The organism is Nocardia vinacea (assembly GCF_035920345.1).
In the GTDB taxonomy this organism is placed as follows: Bacteria; Actinomycetota; Actinomycetes; order Mycobacteriales; family Mycobacteriaceae; genus Nocardia; species Nocardia vinacea_A.
Window position 1 is genome coordinate 305,697 of sequence record NZ_CP109149.1, and the last position, 17,690, is coordinate 323,386.

At 64.7% G+C, this 17,690-nt stretch carries 17 protein-coding genes and 1 pseudogene; 12 read left to right on the plus strand and 6 right to left on the minus strand.

The window, feature by feature from the left end; all coding sequences use genetic code 11:
• The first annotated feature begins 61 nt into the window (after nt 1–61).
• The 5 genes from OIE68_RS01355 to OIE68_RS01375 all read left to right on the plus strand — a co-directional run bounded on the left by OIE68_RS01355 (nt 62) and on the right by OIE68_RS01375 (nt 4,697).
• The gene (locus OIE68_RS01355) at nt 62–1,318 is read left to right on the plus strand and encodes an aspartate aminotransferase family protein (RefSeq protein ID WP_327097554.1); all 1,257 of its coding nucleotides are present in this window, start codon (nt 62–64) and stop codon (nt 1,316–1,318) included.
• 38 nt (nt 1,319–1,356) lie between these two features.
• On the plus strand, nt 1,357–2,811 hold the full coding sequence (locus tag OIE68_RS01360; RefSeq protein WP_327097555.1) for an NAD-dependent succinate-semialdehyde dehydrogenase: 1,455 nt from the start codon (nt 1,357–1,359) through the stop codon (nt 2,809–2,811).
• Nucleotides 2,812–2,848: 37 nt separating this feature from the next.
• Nucleotides 2,849–3,529: a GntR family transcriptional regulator gene (locus OIE68_RS01365; protein ID WP_327097556.1), complete on the plus strand. Its 681-nt coding sequence runs from the start codon at nt 2,849–2,851 to the stop codon at nt 3,527–3,529.
• Between the two features lie 125 nt (nt 3,530–3,654).
• Nucleotides 3,655–4,353 carry a GntR family transcriptional regulator gene (locus tag OIE68_RS01370; protein WP_327097557.1) on the plus strand — a complete coding sequence of 233 codons (699 nt, stop codon included), beginning with the start codon at nt 3,655–3,657 and terminating at the stop codon, nt 4,351–4,353.
• Between the two features lie 167 nt (nt 4,354–4,520).
• A complete protein-coding gene (locus OIE68_RS01375) occupies nt 4,521–4,697 on the plus strand; it encodes a hypothetical protein (protein WP_327097558.1) in 177 nt (58 codons plus the stop codon).
• A 13-nt stretch (nt 4,698–4,710) separates the two neighbouring features.
• On the opposite strand, the gene OIE68_RS01380 is transcribed toward OIE68_RS01375, so the two are convergent.
• Both OIE68_RS01380 and OIE68_RS01385 read right to left on the minus strand, forming a co-directional pair.
• Nucleotides 4,711–4,842, minus strand: a complete 132-nt coding sequence (locus OIE68_RS01380) for a hypothetical protein (RefSeq protein WP_327097559.1) — start codon at nt 4,840–4,842, stop codon at nt 4,711–4,713.
• Between the two features lie 473 nt (nt 4,843–5,315).
• Nucleotides 5,316–5,882: a PadR family transcriptional regulator gene (locus OIE68_RS01385; protein ID WP_327097560.1), complete on the minus strand. Its 567-nt coding sequence runs from the start codon at nt 5,880–5,882 to the stop codon at nt 5,316–5,318.
• Nucleotides 5,883–6,003: 121 nt separating this feature from the next.
• Between OIE68_RS01385 and OIE68_RS01390 the strand changes: the two genes are divergently transcribed.
• The 4 genes and pseudogenes from OIE68_RS01390 (at nt 6,004) to OIE68_RS01405 (ending at nt 10,227) form a co-directional block, all read left to right on the plus strand.
• A complete protein-coding gene (locus OIE68_RS01390) occupies nt 6,004–6,420 on the plus strand; it encodes a nuclear transport factor 2 family protein (protein WP_327097561.1) in 417 nt (138 codons plus the stop codon).
• A 140-nt stretch (nt 6,421–6,560) separates the two neighbouring features.
• Nucleotides 6,561–8,396: an acyl-CoA dehydrogenase gene (locus tag OIE68_RS01395; RefSeq protein ID WP_327097562.1), complete on the plus strand. Its 1,836-nt coding sequence runs from the start codon at nt 6,561–6,563 to the stop codon at nt 8,394–8,396.
• Between the two features lie 195 nt (nt 8,397–8,591).
• A pseudogene (locus tag OIE68_RS01400) lies at nt 8,592–8,774 on the plus strand (hypothetical protein); the annotation flags it as partial.
• 112 nt (nt 8,775–8,886) lie between these two features.
• The gene (locus tag OIE68_RS01405; protein ID WP_327097563.1) at nt 8,887–10,227 is read left to right on the plus strand and encodes a lipase family protein; all 1,341 of its coding nucleotides are present in this window, start codon (nt 8,887–8,889) and stop codon (nt 10,225–10,227) included.
• 244 nt (nt 10,228–10,471) lie between these two features.
• Here OIE68_RS01405 and OIE68_RS01410 read toward each other — a convergent pair whose 3' ends face one another.
• Together OIE68_RS01410 and OIE68_RS01415 are read right to left on the minus strand one after the other, a co-directional pair.
• Nucleotides 10,472–11,569 carry a tartrate dehydrogenase gene (locus tag OIE68_RS01410; protein WP_327097564.1) on the minus strand — a complete coding sequence of 366 codons (1,098 nt, stop codon included), beginning with the start codon at nt 11,567–11,569 and terminating at the stop codon, nt 10,472–10,474.
• Between the two features lie 97 nt (nt 11,570–11,666).
• A complete protein-coding gene (locus tag OIE68_RS01415) occupies nt 11,667–12,368 on the minus strand; it encodes a GntR family transcriptional regulator (RefSeq protein WP_327097565.1) in 702 nt (233 codons plus the stop codon).
• A gap of 191 nt (nt 12,369–12,559) precedes the next feature.
• Between OIE68_RS01415 and OIE68_RS01420 the strand changes: the two genes are divergently transcribed.
• The 3 genes from OIE68_RS01420 (at nt 12,560) to OIE68_RS01430 (ending at nt 16,151) form a co-directional block, all read left to right on the plus strand.
• On the plus strand, nt 12,560–13,726 hold the full coding sequence (locus OIE68_RS01420) for a mandelate racemase/muconate lactonizing enzyme family protein (protein ID WP_419150662.1): 1,167 nt from the start codon (nt 12,560–12,562) through the stop codon (nt 13,724–13,726).
• Between the two features lie 67 nt (nt 13,727–13,793).
• Entirely contained in the window at nt 13,794–15,104 is a 1,311-nt protein-coding gene (locus OIE68_RS01425; RefSeq protein WP_327097567.1) for a cation:dicarboxylate symporter family transporter, read from the plus strand.
• A 93-nt stretch (nt 15,105–15,197) separates the two neighbouring features.
• Nucleotides 15,198–16,151: a phosphoglycerate dehydrogenase gene (locus OIE68_RS01430; RefSeq protein WP_327097568.1), complete on the plus strand. Its 954-nt coding sequence runs from the start codon at nt 15,198–15,200 to the stop codon at nt 16,149–16,151.
• Nucleotides 16,152–16,242: 91 nt separating this feature from the next.
• Here the strand turns inward: OIE68_RS01430 and OIE68_RS01435 are convergent, their stop codons facing one another.
• Complete coding sequence (locus OIE68_RS01435) at nt 16,243–16,695, minus strand: transposase domain-containing protein (protein WP_327097569.1); 453 nt, start codon at nt 16,693–16,695, stop codon at nt 16,243–16,245.
• A 328-nt stretch (nt 16,696–17,023) separates the two neighbouring features.
• Complete coding sequence (locus tag OIE68_RS01440; protein ID WP_327097570.1) at nt 17,024–17,638, minus strand: TetR family transcriptional regulator; 615 nt, start codon at nt 17,636–17,638, stop codon at nt 17,024–17,026.
• Between the last annotated feature and the right edge of the window lie 52 nt (nt 17,639–17,690).

Genomic DNA, 17,690 nt, shown 5'->3' on the forward strand with positions numbered 1-17,690 from the left:
CACGCCGATCTCCAATTGTCGATTGTTGACAATTGACAGCCCATCAGGAAAGTATCAAGCCATGGCAACTCTCAGCCCCGCCCTCAAGCAGGCCACCCCCGTCGTCGTCGACTACGCCGCCGGCAGCTGGGTGTACGCGACAGACGGCAAGAAATACCTCGACTTCACCACCGGAATCGGTGTCACCAGCACCGGGCACTGCCACCCGGACGTCGTCGCCGCTGCCCGCGAACAGGTCGGCAAGGTCGTGCATGCCCAGTACACGACGGTGATGCACAAGCCGCTGCTCGAGCTCACCGAGAAACTGGGTGACTTCCTACCCGCGGGACTCGACAGCGTCTTCTACGCCACCTCCGGCTCCGAAGCGGTCGAGGCCTCGATCCGCCTGGCCCGGATGGCGACCGGACGACCCAACATCATCTCGTTCCACGGCGGCTTCCACGGCAGGACGGTGGGCGCGGCCTCGCTGACCACCGCCGGCACCAAGTTCCGTTCCGGATTCTCCCCAATCATGGGCGGGGTGCACATCGCCCCCTTCCCTCACGCCTACCGATACGGCTGGGACGAAGACACCGCTGTCGCCTTCGCCCTGAAGGAACTCGACCACCTCCTGCAGACCATCAGCACCCCCGCCGATACGGCCGGGTTCATCATCGAACCCGTCCTCGGCGACGGTGGCTACATTCCCACCCCTCCCGCCTTCCTGCAGGGGTTGCGCGAACGCGCCGACCGGCACGGCATCGTGTTCATTCTGGACGAAGTCCAGGCAGGTGTGGGTCGCACCGGCAAGTTCTGGGGACACGACTGGGCCGGAATCCGGCCCGACATCGTCATCACCGCAAAAGGCTTGGCCAGCGGCTTCCCCATCTCCGCGATTGCCGCATCCACCGAGCTCATGGCCAAAGCCTGGCCGGGCTCCCAGGGCGGCACGTACGGTGGCAACGCCGTCGCGGCGGCCGCCGGTGTCGCCACGCTGGGTGTCATCGAGCGCGAGAACCTGGTGTGGAACGCTCATGTTAGGGGCGAGGAGCTGCGTGCGGGCCTGGAAAGCCTGCGAACCGACTTCGCCGGAATCGGGAATGTCCGCGGCCGCGGCCTGATGCAGGGCATCGAGTTCACCACCGCCGACGAGACCCCCGACGCAGCGACGGCCCTGGCCGTGCAACAGGCCGCCGTCGCCGAAGAACTGCTGCTGCTGACCTGCGGTCCGTACGGCAACGTCATCCGCATCATTCCGGCGCTCAATGTCACCAGCGACGAAATCCAAAGCGGCCTGACCAAATTCACTCAGGCACTGAAGACAGCCACCACCGCTTAGGCACTCACTCCCGTCCCTCTATCACCGAAAGTGGACCCATGAGCCCTTCCTTTGACGCCACCACCCTCCACACGGACCTGTTCATCGACGGCGTCTGGCGGCAGGCCGCCGGCGCCGCCACCTTCACCGTGGAAAACCCGGCGACCCAGGAAGTCATCGCCGAGGTGGCCGACGGCGGGCCCGACGATGCCCTCGATGCCATCGCGGCCGCCGGTCGCGCGCAGCCGGTATGGAGCACCTCCACTCCGCGCGAGCGGGCGGACATCCTCCGCCGTGCCTTCGACCTCGTCATTGCCAACACCGACCGGTTGGCAGCCATCATGACCGCCGAGATGGGAAAGCCCCTCGCCGAAGCACGGGGCGAAGTCGCCTACGGCGCCGAGTTCCTGCGCTGGTTCTCCGAGGAGGCCATTCGTATCGGCGGAGACCACACCACCTCCGTCGACGGCAACACCCGAATCCTGATCAGTAAGGAACCGGTTGGGCCATGCGTACTGGTGACGCCGTGGAACTTCCCGCTAGCAATGGGTGCCCGTAAGATCGCCCCGGCGATCGCGGCCGGGTGCACGATGGTATTCAAACCCGCGGAACTGACACCACTGACCTCTCTGGCCTTGGTCGACATCTTCCAACAGGCCGGCCTGCCCGACGGCGTCCTCAACGTCGTCACCACCTCTGGCGCCGCCAGCGTGGTGGAGCCGTGGATGAACAGCGGAATCGCACGCAAGGTCAGCTTCACCGGGTCCACCGAAGTCGGCAAGATCCTGCTGCGCCAAGCTGCGGAGAACGTCATGCGCAGCTCCATGGAGTTGGGAGGCAACGCCCCCTTCATCGTCCTGGCGGACGCAGACATCGAGCGGGCCGTCGAGGGCGCCATGAAGGCCAAGATGCGAAATATGGGCGAAGCCTGCACAGCCGCGAACCGCTTCTTCGTACACCGCTCCCTCGCAGCGGAATTCGGGGACAAACTGGCCAAGCGAATGAGCGAACTGCAGGTAGGCAACGGCGCGCTGGAGGGCACCGAGGTCGGTCCCCTCATCGAACAGAAGGGCCTGGACAAAGTCGAAGACCTGGTTGCCGACGCCGTCGCCAAGGGCGCCTGCATCCTGACCGGCGGCACCCGCCCCGAGGGCCCCGGGTACTTCTACACACCAACCGTCCTGACCAACGTTCCCCTCGACGCGCAACTGATGACAACCGAGATTTTCGGGCCGGTCGCGGCAATCACACCCTTCGACAGCGAGGACGAAGCGGTGCGCCTGGCGAACGACACCGACTGGGGGCTTGTTGGATATGTATTCACAGAAAATGTCGACAAGGCCATGCGGTTCTCTTCCGCACTGGAAGTGGGGATGGTCGGACTGAATACCGGCCTCGTCTCGAACCCGGCGGCACCGTTCGGCGGCGTCAAGCAATCCGGATTGGGACGCGAAGGCGGCAAGATCGGAATCGACGAGTTCCTCGAGTCCAAGTACACCGCAATAGCACGTTAGACCGCTTTGCGCCTATGAGTGAGGTAGGGGAATTTCCATGGCAGCACCGGAGGGGTTGCTTGTACTCGAGGGACGGCCCACTGCACAACTAATTGCCGATCACCTGCGGGAACAAATCATCCAAGGGGTCTTCCGGCCTGGTCAGCAAATCAACGAATCCGTCCTCGCAAGTCAGCTGCACACGTCAAGGGGACCAGTCCGCGAAGCACTGCAGCGGCTGGTCCAGGAGGGTATCCTTGTCAGTTTGCGGAACCGCGGGGTCTTTGTACCGGAGCTGTCGATCAGCGACATCAGAGAGATCTATGCCGTCCGAGAGGCGGTGGAATCAGCCTCCGCAAATATGCTCCTGGCCGCCGGGGAAAAACAAATCAATCTGACCTGCCAGTTGCTGAAAATAACCCTGACGGACATGGCAGAACAGGTTGATCTGTCAGACTGGCAAGCTCTCACCCGACTGGATATGCAATTCCACACGTTATTTGTAGAAGGGGCAGGGAATTCGCGTTTGATTCGGATTTACGACACCCTCGTCGCCGAATCGAGAATGTGCATCCGCAACCTCCGGGTGTCCTATCCGCGAGTGGACGTTCTGGTCCAGGAACACCAGAATCTCCTGGACCTGCTGGAAGCCGGGGACAACGACGGACTCCAGCAGGCCATCAGTCGTCACATGCGCACAGCCGTTGACGACCTCACCGCCACAACGCTTCAGGAGTAGTTGGCCCGACAGCGTCGGTCATGCCCGGGCTAGGGCCGCTGGGTATTGAGGTGTAGTCTTGCCAACTGTCAACAGGTCGACAGCAATGCTGTCAGTTTACGGTGCATCGGAAAGGCAGCAGCAAGATGACCGGCATCGACAACATGGTTCCCATGCCTCTTCGGGTCACCTCTGCAGTGATCGCGGAGCAGCTGCGGGAGCGCATCGTGGACGGCAGCTTCGCACCGGGTGAGCAGATCAGCGAAGTACAGCTGGCCGCCCGCCTGAAGATGAGCCGTGGTCCCGTCCGAGAGGCCGTGCAGCGCCTCGCCCAAGAGGGGCTTCTGGTCAGCCACCGTAATCGAGGCGTGTTCGTCGTCGAACTCGAAATCGGCGATATCGAGGACATCTACCGTGGTCGGCGCGCCATCGAGAAGGAAGCGGCGAGCACCGTGTACGAACGCGGGATTCAGGCCGGACTCGCGGCTCGTCTCGAAGAGATTCTGCGAAACATCGCGCAATACATGGACGCCGGCGACTGGCCGAAACTGGCCCGCGAGGACCTCTATTTCCACGAAACAATGGTGAAGGCCGCGCAGAGCCCCCGGCTGAGCCGTATGTTCTCCACACTGGCTGCCGAGACCATGCTATGTATGTCGGCTTTCGATGAGCGGTACATCCGGCCGCCTACAGCGGTCGAGGAACACCAGAGGTTGCTCGACAGGCTGCTGGGGGGTGACCTCGCGGAGCTGCTCGCGGAGATCGATCGGCACCTGTCCGACGCCGTCAAGTCGCTGGCTAGTGCACGCCGGGAACGGGACGGCGACGGGTCAACGAACGTGTAGCCGAGCTCGCCATACTGCGCCGCTGGTGGCACGGCGGCTACGCGTCAGACCAATGAGCCCAACTTGCCGACTGTATCCCTACAGATCATGACGTCGACAGGATCCACACCACGACAGCGAACCCAACGAACCGCCCGCTACCCCGCGGCAGCGTGATACTGCTCGCGATGCTCGATCCACGGACGCTGCCGCTGCTCCTCACTCATCGCCAACACAACTCACTCAACTTCACCCACGCCACCTCATCGACCGGGGTATGGATCTGCATCCACGCATGCGGCATTGCGGGCAAGCTCATGCTCGTCAAGAACATCTCCACGACCAAATCTGAAAGCTGTGGCTGAAAAGGGGAGATCACTACGGTTGTTCGGCGGGAACGGCGTAGATCAGATCGGTCGGCCACGGGTAGGTTCCCGGCGTGTCGGCGACAGCTTCGGCGATGGCTTTGGTCGGGTCACCATCCACACCGATCTCGACGATGCGAAACACACTCACCCCTTCCGGGGCTACGTGGATCAGGGACCTACTTCGAACTGCACGAGTGCGAGAGTATCGGACGGCACCGACAGGTCGGTATTTTCTTGAGATACGCTGACAATCGTGTCTGTACCAGCGCCGATGCTGGCGACCGCAGGTCGGCCGCCAGCTGACACCGGCCGCTGGGCGGTAGAGATGAAGTGGGACGGGATGCTTCTCTGAACTTGGCAAGTCGAAGCGCGCAGGAGACTCCTCAGTGTGACGGAGATGCGGTGCTCCGGGAGCCTTTAGGGCTTCTGTCGATGTCCAATCACTGAGGGCGTCAACAAATTCCACGCGATCGAGGGATGTGCGCTGTAGGTCAATCTGCAGAGGGGCTCCAACCGTAAGCGCATCAGCGGCAAGCGCTCTACCCGCGCCCGCCGCTCATCCCGGTTGTCTCTGCGCTGCGGGATCCAGGTGGAACATCGGGCCGGAGCGTGACCTCACTCGGCGTGGGCGGTGGTATGCCGGTCGATGGCCGAGAGTGCGAATTCGCTCCAACGCAGATTTTCCTGTTCGAAGGCAATTCCGCGGACGAGGGTGAGATACGGGCCGATCCGGTCCGACTCGGCCAGATATGCCTGTTCGCTTCGCCCGTCCAGTAGTCGCGTGCGCAGGCGTTCGTAGCGGGCCAGTTTCGCCTTCGACCATTCCATGCGCTCGGTGATGGCTGCGCGGACGGCGGGGGAATCGTCGCCGCTCATCCCCTGCACCTTCACCAACATCTCGTCGCGGATGGCGGTCGGCTTGACCGGCTCGGCCATGAACTCGTGTAGAGCTGCTCGCCCTGCCGCGGTGATCGCGTGCAGGCGCTTGTTGGGGCGGCGCTCCTGTTCGACGATCCGGGTCTCGATGAGCCTGTCCGCGGCCATCTTCTCGAGTTCCTTGTACAGCTGCTGTGGCGTGGACATCCAGAAGTTTGCGACCGAGGCGTCGAAGCCTTTGGCCAGGTCGTATCCGGACGCCTCTCCCTCGAGAAGTGCGGCCAGCACCGCGTTGCGTAGCGACATCGGGTCACGCTATCACGAAATTTGTCTAATCAATTAGTTGTCTACTAATGGTCTGGACATGGAGTCACTGCGGGGCTACGGTTCCTCTCGATAATCAACTAATTGTCTATGGGAGGTGTTCATGCATCCGTTCCGTGAAGCGGTCGAGGCACGCGATATCGCGGCCATCGAGGCGCTGCTGGCCGACGACGTCGTGTTCACGAGCCCGGTGGCTCACAGGCCGTATCCGGGTAAGGCGCTCACGGCGGCGATTCTGCGCGCGGTGATCGAAGTCTTCGAGGATTTCGGCTACGTGCGTCAGATCGAGTCCGAAGACGGCCGCGAGCATGCCTTGATCTTCGAGGCCACCGTCGATGGCAAACAAATCACCGGTTGCGACTTCTTGCATTTCGATGACGACGGCAAGATCGATGACTTCATGGTGATGGTGCGTCCGCTCTCGGCGGCGCAGGCGCTGGCAATGCGCATGGGGCAAAAGTTCGAACGCATCAAAGCCGAGGCCACCGCATCGCTCCTGCAGGAGACGGCCGACGTATGAGTCGAGGGCGGGCGTCGATCTCGCTCACCTGATCGCAGCCGCTCGGCACGGCCGTCGAGCTGCCAGGCTTCTCCTTCGCTCGCCGTCGGCAAGCAGTTTCACAAAGTTATCGGTGCCGCAGTGCACCACGAAAGGTTCCCATGGGTCACTACAGAAGCAATGTCCGCGACCTCGAGTTCAATCTGTTCGAGGTGCTCGGCCTCGACGCGATCCTGCGATCCGGTGACTTCGCGGGCTTGGACTCCGACACTGTTCGCGCCATGCTCGCCGAAGCGGCGCGCCAGGCCGAAGGGCCGGTGGCCGAATCGTTCTCGGACGCGGACCGCCATCCTCCGGTCTTCGACCCGGTGACCCATACGGTCGCTATACCGGACAGCTTCAAGAAGTCGGTGCGGGTCTGGCGGGACTCGGAGTGGTTCCTGCTCGGGATGCACAAAGACCTCGGGGGTTCTGCGGCGCCGCGGCCGGTGACCTGGGCGCTCAACGAGCTTCTGCTCGGGGCCAATCCCGGCGTGTTCTTCTACATGCTGGGGCCGGTGATGGCCGATGTACTGTACCGCGTCGGCAACGACGAGCAGAAGCGGTGGGCGAAGCTCGCGGTCGACCGCCGGTGGGGCGGGACGATGGTGCTGACCGAGCCGGACGCGGGCTCCGATGTCGGCGCCGGCCGCACGACGGCGTATAAGCAGGACGACGGCAGCTGGCACATCGACGGTGTCAAGCGTTTCATCACCGGTGCCGAGTCGGACGACTTGGCGGAGAACATCTTTCATCTGGTCCTCGCGCGTCCCGAGGGAGCCGGGCCGGGCACCAAGGGATTGAGTTTGTTCTTCGTGCCGAAGTTCCATTTCGACCCGGCAACCGGAGAACTCGGCGACCGCAACGGGGTGTTCGTCACCAATGTCGAGCACAAGATGGGCCTGAAGGTTTCGGCGACCTGCGAGCTGACCTTCGGCGGTCACGGTATACCCGCCAAAGGCTGGCTGGTCGGTGACGTGCACAGTGGAATCGCCCAGATGTTCAAGGTGATCGAGAACGCGCGCATGTCTGTCGGCACGAAAGCGATCTCGACACTGTCCACCGGATACCTCAATGCCCTCGATTACGCGAAGTTCCGCGTGCAGGGCCCGGATCTGACCCGGATGACCGACAAGACAGCGCCACGAGTGGCGATCATTCGACACCCCGATGTGCGCCGCAGCCTGATGACGCAGAAGGCCTACGCCGAGGGACTGCGCGCGCTGTACATGTACACCGCCGCGCACCAGGATCCGGTCAGCGCGGCACAGGTTTCCGGTGCGGACCCGGATATCGCCCGGCGCGTGAATGATCTGCTGCTCCCGGTGGTGAAGGGGGTCGGCTCCGAGCGCGCCTACCAGTACCTGACCGAATCGTTGCAGACTTTCGGTGGTTCCGGGTTCCTACAGGATTACCCGATCGAACAGTACATTCGTGACTCGAAGATCGATTCCCTCTACGAGGGCACCACTGCGATCCAGGCCATGGACTTCTTCTTCCGCAAGATCGCCCGCGACCAGGGCGTCGCCTTGGCCCATCTGCAGGCCGCGATCTCGGACTTCCTCGAATCCGACAGCGCGGACCCACGCCTGGCAGGCCTGCGCATCAGCTTGGCGACGGCACTCGGACATGTCCAGGCGATGACCGAAAGCCTTTTCGCTTACCTGATGGCTGCCCAGGAACGACCGGAGGAGCTCTACAAAATCGGCCTCGGATCGGTGCGATTCCTGATGGCGTTCGGCGACCTGTTGATCGGGTGGCGGTTGCTCGAGCAAGCCGAAATAGCCCTCACGGCCCTGGACGGCCGACCCTCCGACCTTGATCGCGAATTCTATGAGGGCAAGGTCGCCGTGGCCGACTTCTTCGCGACAACCGTCCTTCCAGACCTCGCCGCGGCCAGACAAGTGGTGGCGTCGGTGCAATCCAATCTGATGGAGCTTTCCGACGGGGCGTTCTGAGGCTCACCGCAGAGCACCTGCACCTGCGTGCGAACCGCGGATTCCGCAGGCGGGCAGCGAGATTCGACCACGCATTCCACGACCGAGACAGCTCCCCAGGAGGAACACGTGGCTTCAACAACCACAGCACAACGCAGTGTCGTCTTCGTAGACGGTCTACGCATGCCGTTCGGCAAAGCCGGCCCGAAAGGCGTCATCGGCATGCCGGGGGCCCGGATCACCCTGCACCTCGCGCTCGAACTAGCCCGGCGCGGTGGCGGCACCGGTGCCGCCGCGCTGTGTGGGGGAGGAGGTCAAGGCGACGCCTTGATCCTGCACGCCCCTACCGATCCCCAAGCCACACATGCGCGCAGTGGAGTGGAGTGGAGTGTCCGGTAACTATGTTACTGTCCCGTAGCGCGCAGCTGTGGCGGGTCTCATTCCGTCGAGTGTTATGCGGCCTAGGGCACTCTGGCGATGGCGCCAGGGTGGGAGTTGAAGAGGGTTATTGATGCAGCAGCAGGGTTGGCGGCGTCCCGCGCCGGGATTGCCGATATTCACCGGACGGATGGCGCTGGTGGCGGCGGTGGTCTGCGGGACTGTGGTGGCAGGGGCGGAAACGAGCGCGCCGCAGGCGGCGGCGGCGCCGGTGAGCGCGTTCTACGCTCCACCCGAGCAGTTCTCGTCGGAGCCCGGCGCGGTGATCAAGACCGAGCCGATGGCCGTGTTCGCGGCCCCTCCCAGTGTTACCGGGTGGCCGGTTCGGGCCGAGCGCGTCATGTACACCACGCGATACCAGGATGGTTCCCCGGCCGCGGTGACCGGCACCTATGTGGAGCCGACCAACCCGTGGCGGGGCTCGGGTCCGCGCCCGACCGTGGTTATCGGTCCCGGGACCGCCGGTCAGGCCGATCACTGCGCGATGTCGGTGGCGTTCTCGACCGGCGTGACCATTACCGCCGATCCGTCGGTGTCGCTGTCGGCGAATCAGGAAGCGCCGTCGGCCGCGGTGTGGAGTTCTCTCGGCGCCCGTGTCCTGGTGACCGACTACATCGGACTCGGGACACCGGGTATGCACACGTTCGCCAACCGGATCGAAGGCGCCCACGCCATCCTCGACGGCGCCCGCGCGGCGCAGCACCTGGGCGGTGTCGGACCGGAAACCCCCGTGGTGTTTTGGGGTTACTCCCAGGGCGGGGGCGCGACAGCGGGGGCGGCGGAGATGCAACCGGACTATGCGCCGGAGTTGAACCTCAAGGGCACCTGGGCCGGTGGGCCGGTCGCCGACCTGGCCGCGATCCTGCAGCGCATCGACGGCGCACTTATCGGTGGCGCCATCGGCTTCGCGATCAACGGACTGCTCGCTCGCTATCCCGACCTGCACAAAGCGGTCGACCGAGTGACCAGCCCCGCTGGACGCGCCATGCTCGAGACGCTGAGCACCGAATGCATCGGGGATGTCATCACCGGTCAGCCCTTCCTGAAAACGAGCACGCTGACTATCGATGGCCGTTCGCTCACAGAGCATCTCGACGCGATTCCGGAAGCGGCGCCCGCGTTGGCCGACATGCATGTCGGCAGCCTGACCCCGAGGACGCCGGTTCTGATCACCAGCGGCCTCAATGACGACACGGTGCCGTACGGGCAGGCTCGTCGGCTGGCCGAGGAATGGTGCGCGAAGGGGGCGGCGGTCACCTTCCGCACCAACGATCTGCCGCCGATCTTCTCCGGCGCGACAATCCCCAACCATTTCGGACCCGAGATCATCGACGGATTCGGACCCGATAACGCGATCACGTACCTGCTCGATCGGCTCGCCGACAAACCGGTCGCCGGCTGCACTATCGACTGATCCGGCAACTCGGTGTGTGCGTGTGCTCTGACTCGGCGGAGGAAACACCAGCGCCACCACACAGAACGCCGCCACCATGCGAACCGCCCACAAACGATCTATCACGATCGCCAGCGACCCTCGCGCATCATGCTGCCGGTAATCCCGCACACAAAGGGTGCTTTCCCGCAATGGTTTTGCGGGAAGGGCGTCGGCTCAGCTCGGATTTAGAAGACCTGCTGAATGTCTGCGAGCCACTGCAGGCTCAGTGGTGCGTGATCGCGGCGGCATTTTGTAGTCGGATGGTGATGGCCTTGCCGAGGGATCGTGTGGTGGCGTTGCCGCCCATGTCAGGGGTCAGGCGCTCGGTGCCGGAGGCCAGGACGTCTTCGATGGCGGTCATGATGGCGGCGGCGGCGTCGGGTTCGCCGAGGTGGTCGAGCATCATTGCGGCGCACCAGATTTGACCGATCGGGTTGGCGATACCCTTGCCGGCGATGTCGGGCGCTGAGCCGTGTACAGGTTCGAACAGGCTGGGGTAGCTGCGTTCGGGGTTGATATTGCCGCTGGGGGCGACGCCGATAGTGCCGGTGCACGCCGGGCCCAGGTCGGAAAGGATGTCGCCGAACAGGTTGCTGGCGACCACGACGTCGAACCAGTCGGGGTGCAGCACGAAATTCGCGGTGAGGATGTCGATGTGGTACTTGTCCACCGCCACGTCGGGATACCGCTGGGCAACCTCGGCGACGCGTTCGTCCCAGTAGGGCATGGTGATGGAGATGCCGTTGCTCTTGGTGGCCGATGTCAGGTGCTTGCGCGGGCGCGATTGGGCCAGGGTGAAAGCGTAGTCGAGGATCCGGTCGACCCCGACTCGGGTCATGACAGTTTCCTGGACGACTGTTTCGCGGTCGGTGCCTTCGAAGATCTTGCCGCCGATGCTGGAGTACTCGCCCTCGGTGTTCTCCCGCACGACGTAGAAGTCGACGTCGCCGGGGACGCGCCCGGCCAGTGGGCTGGCGATTCCCGGTAGCAGCTTGACCGGGCGCAAGCTGACGTACTGGTCGAAGTGGCGGCGGAACTGCAGCAAGCTGCCCCACAACGAGATGTGGTCGGGCACGACCTCGGGCCAGCCGACAGCGCCGAAGAAGATGGCGTCGAACCGGTTGAGCTGATCGAACCAGCCCTCGGGCAGCATGGCGCCGGTGCGGGTGTAGTAGTCGGCACAGGCGTAGTCGAACTGCTCGTAGTCGAGGGTGAAGTCGAAGGCCTTGGCGGCGGCTTCGAGCACGCGCAGCCCTTCAGGGACGACTTCTGGGCCGATGCCGTCGCCGGGGATGACGGCGATGCGGTGGGTGGAGCCCATGGGAAACACTCCTTCGTGCAGGCGAGAACGAGCCACCGGGCAGCGGTTGCCCGGTGCCCGGTGGCGGACCGGGTTGTGCTGGGTGCGGTTTCGGTTCCTACGCGGGTTCGCGTGCGGAGTTCTGTTCGCGTTCTTCGAGTTCGCGGATGGCGGCGGCGGTCAAGCTTTCGGTGATGTGGCGGCGCATGAGGTCGGCGGCGGCGGGGCCGTCGCCGGCGACTACGAGGTCGAACAGCTGGTGGTGTTCGTTCAGGTCCCGGGTGCGGGGCTCGTCGCCGGGCGGCAGTTCCAGGCCCATGCGGCGGTAGCGGTCGGACTTGTCCCACACATCGTCGAGCAGGCGGATCAGCACGTCGTTGTGGGAGGCGATGTAAAGGGCGCGGTGGAAGTCGCGGTGTGCCAGCAGGCCCTCCTCGCCCCACTGCCGGGTCACCGGTACCAGTCGTTTCAGCGCCTCGCACATTAGGAAGATGTCCTGATCGGTGCGCCTTTTCGCGGCCAGTTCGGCCGCAGTCGGGTCCAGTGACAAGCGGACCTCGAACAGCTGCTGGGCTTCCTCTGCGCTCATCGGCGCCACCCGCACGTCTCGGTGGGACTCCACGGCCACCAGCCCTTCGCTGCTGAGGCGGCGGATCGCCTCCCGCAGTGGCGTGATGCTCATGCTGAGCCGGTCGGCCAGCTCGTATTGGGGCAGCCGTGATCCGGCGGGCAGTTCGCCGCTGAGGATCAGTCGCCGGATCTCGGCGTAGGCCACGTCTCCCTTGCTGGAAAAGACGTTCGTCACGCCCGTCGGCGTCATGCGCTCTCCTTCATCCGATCCGGTTCTGTGGCCACCGTCACAACGAGTGCTTGTGTTCGGCGCCACCCACAGTCTAGCATCGGTCTTGCATCTTATAAGACTTACATCTTATAAGTAATGTCTGGGTGGTCCCAGCGCTTCCCCGAATGCCGTGGGCCCGTCTGTCCACCGGCTGTCTACAGGAGAACCAGATGAAGATCATTTCTGTGCACGAGGGCGTCGTCCCGATCAGCTCCTCGATCCGCAACGCCTGGATCGACTTCAGCAGCATGGACTGTTCGATCGTGGCGATCGTCAGCGATGTCATGCGTGATGGCGAGCCGGTCATCGGGTACGGCTTCAACTCCAACGGCCGCTACAGCGCCGGGGAGATCCTGCGTCGCCGGATGATCCCGCGGTTGCTCGACGCAGATCCCGAGGCCCTGCTGGACGAGGCCGGGGAGCTGGATCCTGCCAGGGCGTGGGATCTGATGATGACCAACGAGAAGCCCGGTGGTCACGGTGAGCGGTCGGTGGCGGTGGGCGTGATGGACATGGCGCTGTTCGACTTGGCGGCCAAGATCGCCGACAAGCCGCTGTACCGATATCTCTCGGAAAAATACGGCGACGGACAGCCCGACGACTCGGTCTTCGTCTACGCCGCCGGCGGCTACTACGCGCCCGGTAAGACGCTGCGCGACCTGCAGGACGAGATGCGCGGGTTCCTCGACCTCGGCTACACCGTGGTCAAGATGAAGATCGGCGGCGCGAACCTGGCCGAGGACCTGCGGCGCATCGAGGCGGTGCTAGAAGTCCTCGACGGCGACGGCTCGCGGCTGGCCGTGGACGTCAACGGCCGCTTCGATCTGCCGACCGCTCTGGAATACGGCAAGGCGATCGAGCCCTACGGCCTGTTCTGGTACGAGGAGGTGGGCGACCCGCTGGACTACCAGCTCAACGCCGTGCTGTCAGAGCACTACTCCGGCCGCATCGCCACCGGCGAGAACCTCTTCTCGCTGCAGGACGCCCGCAACCTGATCCGCTACGGCGGCATGCGCCCGGACCGCGACATCATCCAGGTCGACCCCGCCCTGAGCTACGGGCTCACCGAATACCTGCGCGTGCAGCAGATGCTCACCCAGCACGGATGGTCCTCGCGTCAGTGCATCCCGCACGGCGGGCACCAGTTCTCCCTGCACATCGCCGCGGCGCTCGAGCTCGGCGGCAACGAGTCCTACCCCGGTGAATTCCAGCCCACCGGCGGCTTTGCCGACGGCGCCGTGGTGGAGAACAGCCGGGTCGGGCTGACCGAGATCCCCGGGATCGGCTTCGAAGCCAAATCCGCCTTCTACGAGGTGCTCCGGGCACTGCATCACTGATCCCGGCCCGCGCGGGTCGAGGCCGATGAGGGGCCGCTACCCGCTCCGATGTGCAAAGGAGCACACGATGACCACCACCACATCATCGGATCCCACCCGGGGGCGCCGTTCCCGGCTGGCCCGGCTGATGACCGAGCTTTGGTTCCAGGTCCTGCTAGGAGCGGTCCTGGGCATCGCGGTCGGCGTACTGTGGCCGCACGCCGGCGCGGCGCTCAGCCCGCTCAACGACTGGTTTATCGCCATCGTGAAGATGATCGTGATCCCGGTCGTGTTCTGTGTTGTCACCACCAGCATCGCCTCGATGGACAGCCTGCGTAAAGCCGGCCGGATCGGGGCCAAGGCATTGGGCTACTTCATGGTCCTGTCACTGCTGTCGATGCTGATCGGGCTGGTCGTGGCCAACATCTTCAAGCCCGGCGCGGGCATGAAGATCAACCTCTCCGAACTTGACGCGAAGTCGATCCCCGGTGGAAACCAGCACGCCGGCGGGGTGGTCGAGTTCATCGACCGCATCATCCCCAGCTCACTGTTCGGCGCCATCACCGGCAACGAGATCCTGGCCGCGCTGCTGGTCTCGATCGTGTTCGGCTGCGCGCTCAATGTCTCCGGTGAGCGAGCCGCCCCGATCACCGAGGGCATCGCCGCGTTGTCGACGGTGGTGTTCAAGATCGTGGGCTGGGTCATGCGCCTGGCACCGTTCGGCACCTTCGGCGCCTTGGCCATGGTGGTGGCGAAATATGGCGCGGAAAGCCTGCAGCAGCTGGGATATCTGATCCTGCTGTTCACCGGCACCTGCATCGTCTACGTCGTCGTGATCCTGGGCGCGATCGCCCGGGTATGCGGGCTGGGGCTGTTCGCGGTGATGCGCTACCTCAAGGCAGAACTCCTGGTCGCGCTCAGCACGTGCTCGAGCGAGGCGGTGCTGCCGGCGCTGGTCCGCAAGCTCGAAGAGCTCGGTGTCGGCAAACCCGTCGTCGGCATCGTGATCCCATCCGGGTTCTCGTTCAACCTCGACGGCTCAGCGGTCTACCTGACCATGGCCTCACTGTTCCTGGCCCAAGCAGTCGGCATCGACCTGACCTGGCAACAGCAGCTGGTCATGGTCGGGGTGATGATGCTGACCAGCAAAGGCACAGCAGGCATCGCCGGAGGCGCCTTCATCGTCCTGGCCAGCACCGTCACCGCGGTCGGGCACATCCCCCTGGCCGCGCTGGCACTGATCGTCGGGATCGACCGCATCCTCAACGAAGGCCGAGTGTTCATCAACGTCCTCGGCAACGCCATGGCCGCGATCGTGATCGGCAAGTGGGAAAACGACTTCGACACCGACAAGGCACAAGCCGTTCTCGCCGGCAAACACCCCCGGCCGGCGGACTGATCCCCACCACGCGCTGCTCCTAGGGGCGGGAGTGCCGGCTCCCGGCCGGCCCCAGGAGCACCCCCGACCCCATCCCCGCTCGAAAGGAACCGCATGTCAAAGGTATTGGTGACCACCGACTACCTCGCACCGGGCGACGAGGTCGACCAGCTGCTGACCAGCCACGGACATACGATCATCTACTCACCCGCCACGGGCGCCCGAAGCCGCGACGAAGCCCTGGCTCTGTTCGAGGGTGTCGACGCCGCCATCATTGCCAGCGAGCCGGTCACCGCCGAAATGCTCGAGGCCGCATTACGTTTGAAGGTCATCGCCCGCAGCGGCGTGGGCTACGAATCGGTCGATCTCACCGCCGCGGCCCGCCACGGCATCCGCGTCTGCAACACCCCCGGCGTCAATCATCACGCCGTCGCCGAAATGACCATGGCCCTGATCCTGATGACCGCCCGGCAACTTCCGATGGTGCTCGCCGGTGTCCGCGCCGGAGACTGGCCCCGCCAGGCCGGACGCGAACTACGCGGCGCCCGCCTCGGCATCATCGGCTACGGCCCTAGCGGACGCGCCGTGGCGCGCCTCGCCCACGCCTTCGGCATGACGGTGGCGGTCACCACCGCCCACCCCGACCCGAACGAACCGCACATCGAATTCCTCGGCCTCGACACCGTCTGCGCCACCGCGGACTACCTGAGCCTGCACTGCCGCGCCGACGAGACCACCCACCATCTCATCGACATCGGAAGGCTGAAAGCGATGAAACCGACAGCCGTGCTGGTCAACACCGCGCGCGGCAGCCTCATCGACGAGCAAGCCCTCATCCACGCCCTGACCACCGGCGAAATCGCCGCCGCGGCTCTCGACGTCCTCGACCGCGAACCCCTCCCCGCCCATAGCTCCCTGCGCGAACTCGACAACGTGATCATCACCTCGCACCTTGCTGGGCAGACCGCCGAAGCCCGGATCCGAGCCGGGATGTCGGCCGCACAAGCCGTCGTAGACGTCCTCGCCGGCCGCGAACCCGCCCACCCCATCGATCAGCTGGACCGATGACCGCCCGGCACACCTCACGGCGAGGCGACGCCGCCATCGCCCGCTCCTGGCTGCTGGTCGACGCCGCCGACCCTGGCGCCTTCTACCGCGCCTAACCCGCCGGCGCCGACCAGATCGTGCTCGACATCGAAGACGCCGTCGACCCCGCCCGCAAACCCGCTGGCGGCGCAGACGTCGCCCACTGGCTCGAGCAAAACTCGGCCTGGGGGCGATAGCGTTCGGTGCGGCGCGGCCCGCCGTGCGGTGCGACCTCGATGTCGGCGTCGATCACCCGCACGACCAGGGGCCTTTCACCGCGAGCCACGTCTCGTCGGGCAGCCGCTCGATCACACGCAGCCTGGGCCAGGGCCGAGGAACCCGGGCGGTCCACCGCGATACCTCGCAGGCCCGCGGTCATCCGTGCCCATACCTGCGTGTAGCCGATCTCCGCGAACAACGCCCCGGCCAGCAGCAGATACACCACCACCCGCGAGGGCAGATCCCGCACCTGCGCCTGCACCGCCCACGCCGATTCCAGTGCGGTGTCGACCATTTCGAACGGCACGATCTAGGTCAACTTGCCCAGATGACCCGGTGCGTACACCCCCGGTGCCTGGGGATCCCCGGTAACGGATCTCGGGGATCGCGTCCTGAGCCCGCCGTCTCGGACTGAAACCGCAGGAAAAGGCTGGGAATCCGCCTCGAAGATCGGCTCGAGCACCAGCTTGGAACGCGGCCTGCACGACTGCCTGTCGAATTCCAGATCTGGGAGCGTGCGGCGGCCAGGCCGTCGCGGGTGTGGTCTTGGCGATTCCGCGGAACAGCCCACAGCCGCCCCTGGATTAAGCGACAACGCGCGGCATGCGGTCGGTCAAGGGGGCCTCGCCCTTTGGCTATGCTGTCGGCTCGACCAGTACGCCCATGGCTTGGTCGAGGAGTTCGGACAACGGAGTGGTTCCGCCTTCGGCCCGCCAGGCGTCGGTGGCGGCGTCGAGGCAGGAAATCGCCGACGCCACGAGCGCGTTGGCGCGAAGGTCGTTCCTGGATTCCGGGTCACCGCTGAGCCGGCGGGAGATCTCCGGCACCAGCAGGCTATGCCAGCCCTGCGTCTTCTCCCACTGACGGGTCATCAGGGCGCAGGCGTTGTCGAGCAATTGCATCACGTTCAGAAATGGCTGAGGCTCGTCGGTATTCGACTCGGTGATCACGTCGAACGAGCGGCGCAATGCTTCCCACGACCGCTCGTCGGCGGGCCGGGCGGCGAGCGCGGCGGCCATCTTATGGCCGAACCCACCCATCCTGCCGAGGACGAGCTCCTCCTTGGTGCCGAAGTACCGGAAGAAGGTGGTGCGCGACAAGCCCGCCTCGGCGGCGATCTGTTCGACCGTCGTGTTGTCGAAGCCCTGCTCGGAGAACAGTCGGAACGCGACCTCGCTGACCTCATCGCGCATCGCGGCTCGTGTCCGCTCCCGCAGCGTGGAGGACATGGTCCTGGATGTTTCGGCCATGCAATGAGTGTAGTACACAGGCCCTATGTGGTACTCCATCCCATATTGGTAT

What these genes read in the sequence shown, in the direction of transcription:
- OIE68_RS01355 (WP_327097554.1), top strand. Translation starts at nt 62, where the DNA reads ATGGCAACTCTCAGCCCCGCCCTCAAGCAGGCCACCCCCGTCGTCGTC.
- OIE68_RS01360 (WP_327097555.1), top strand. Translation starts at nt 1,357, where the DNA reads ATGAGCCCTTCCTTTGACGCCACCACCCTCCACACGGACCTGTTCATC.
- OIE68_RS01365 (WP_327097556.1), top strand. Translation starts at nt 2,849, where the DNA reads ATGGCAGCACCGGAGGGGTTGCTTGTACTCGAGGGACGGCCCACTGCA.
- OIE68_RS01370 (WP_327097557.1), top strand. Translation starts at nt 3,655, where the DNA reads ATGACCGGCATCGACAACATGGTTCCCATGCCTCTTCGGGTCACCTCT.
- OIE68_RS01375 (WP_327097558.1), top strand. Translation starts at nt 4,521, where the DNA reads ATGCTCGATCCACGGACGCTGCCGCTGCTCCTCACTCATCGCCAACAC.
- OIE68_RS01385 (WP_327097560.1), bottom strand. Translation starts at nt 5,882, where the DNA reads ATGTCGCTACGCAACGCGGTGCTGGCCGCACTTCTCGAGGGAGAGGCG.
- OIE68_RS01390 (WP_327097561.1), top strand. Translation starts at nt 6,004, where the DNA reads ATGCATCCGTTCCGTGAAGCGGTCGAGGCACGCGATATCGCGGCCATC.
- OIE68_RS01395 (WP_327097562.1), top strand. Translation starts at nt 6,561, where the DNA reads ATGGGTCACTACAGAAGCAATGTCCGCGACCTCGAGTTCAATCTGTTC.
- OIE68_RS01405 (WP_327097563.1), top strand. Translation starts at nt 8,887, where the DNA reads ATGCAGCAGCAGGGTTGGCGGCGTCCCGCGCCGGGATTGCCGATATTC.
- OIE68_RS01410 (WP_327097564.1), bottom strand. Translation starts at nt 11,569, where the DNA reads ATGGGCTCCACCCACCGCATCGCCGTCATCCCCGGCGACGGCATCGGC.
- OIE68_RS01415 (WP_327097565.1), bottom strand. Translation starts at nt 12,368, where the DNA reads ATGACGCCGACGGGCGTGACGAACGTCTTTTCCAGCAAGGGAGACGTG.
- OIE68_RS01420 (WP_419150662.1), top strand. Translation starts at nt 12,560, where the DNA reads ATGAAGATCATTTCTGTGCACGAGGGCGTCGTCCCGATCAGCTCCTCG.
- OIE68_RS01425 (WP_327097567.1), top strand. Translation starts at nt 13,794, where the DNA reads ATGACCACCACCACATCATCGGATCCCACCCGGGGGCGCCGTTCCCGG.
- OIE68_RS01430 (WP_327097568.1), top strand. Translation starts at nt 15,198, where the DNA reads ATGTCAAAGGTATTGGTGACCACCGACTACCTCGCACCGGGCGACGAG.
- OIE68_RS01440 (WP_327097570.1), bottom strand. Translation starts at nt 17,638, where the DNA reads ATGGCCGAAACATCCAGGACCATGTCCTCCACGCTGCGGGAGCGGACA.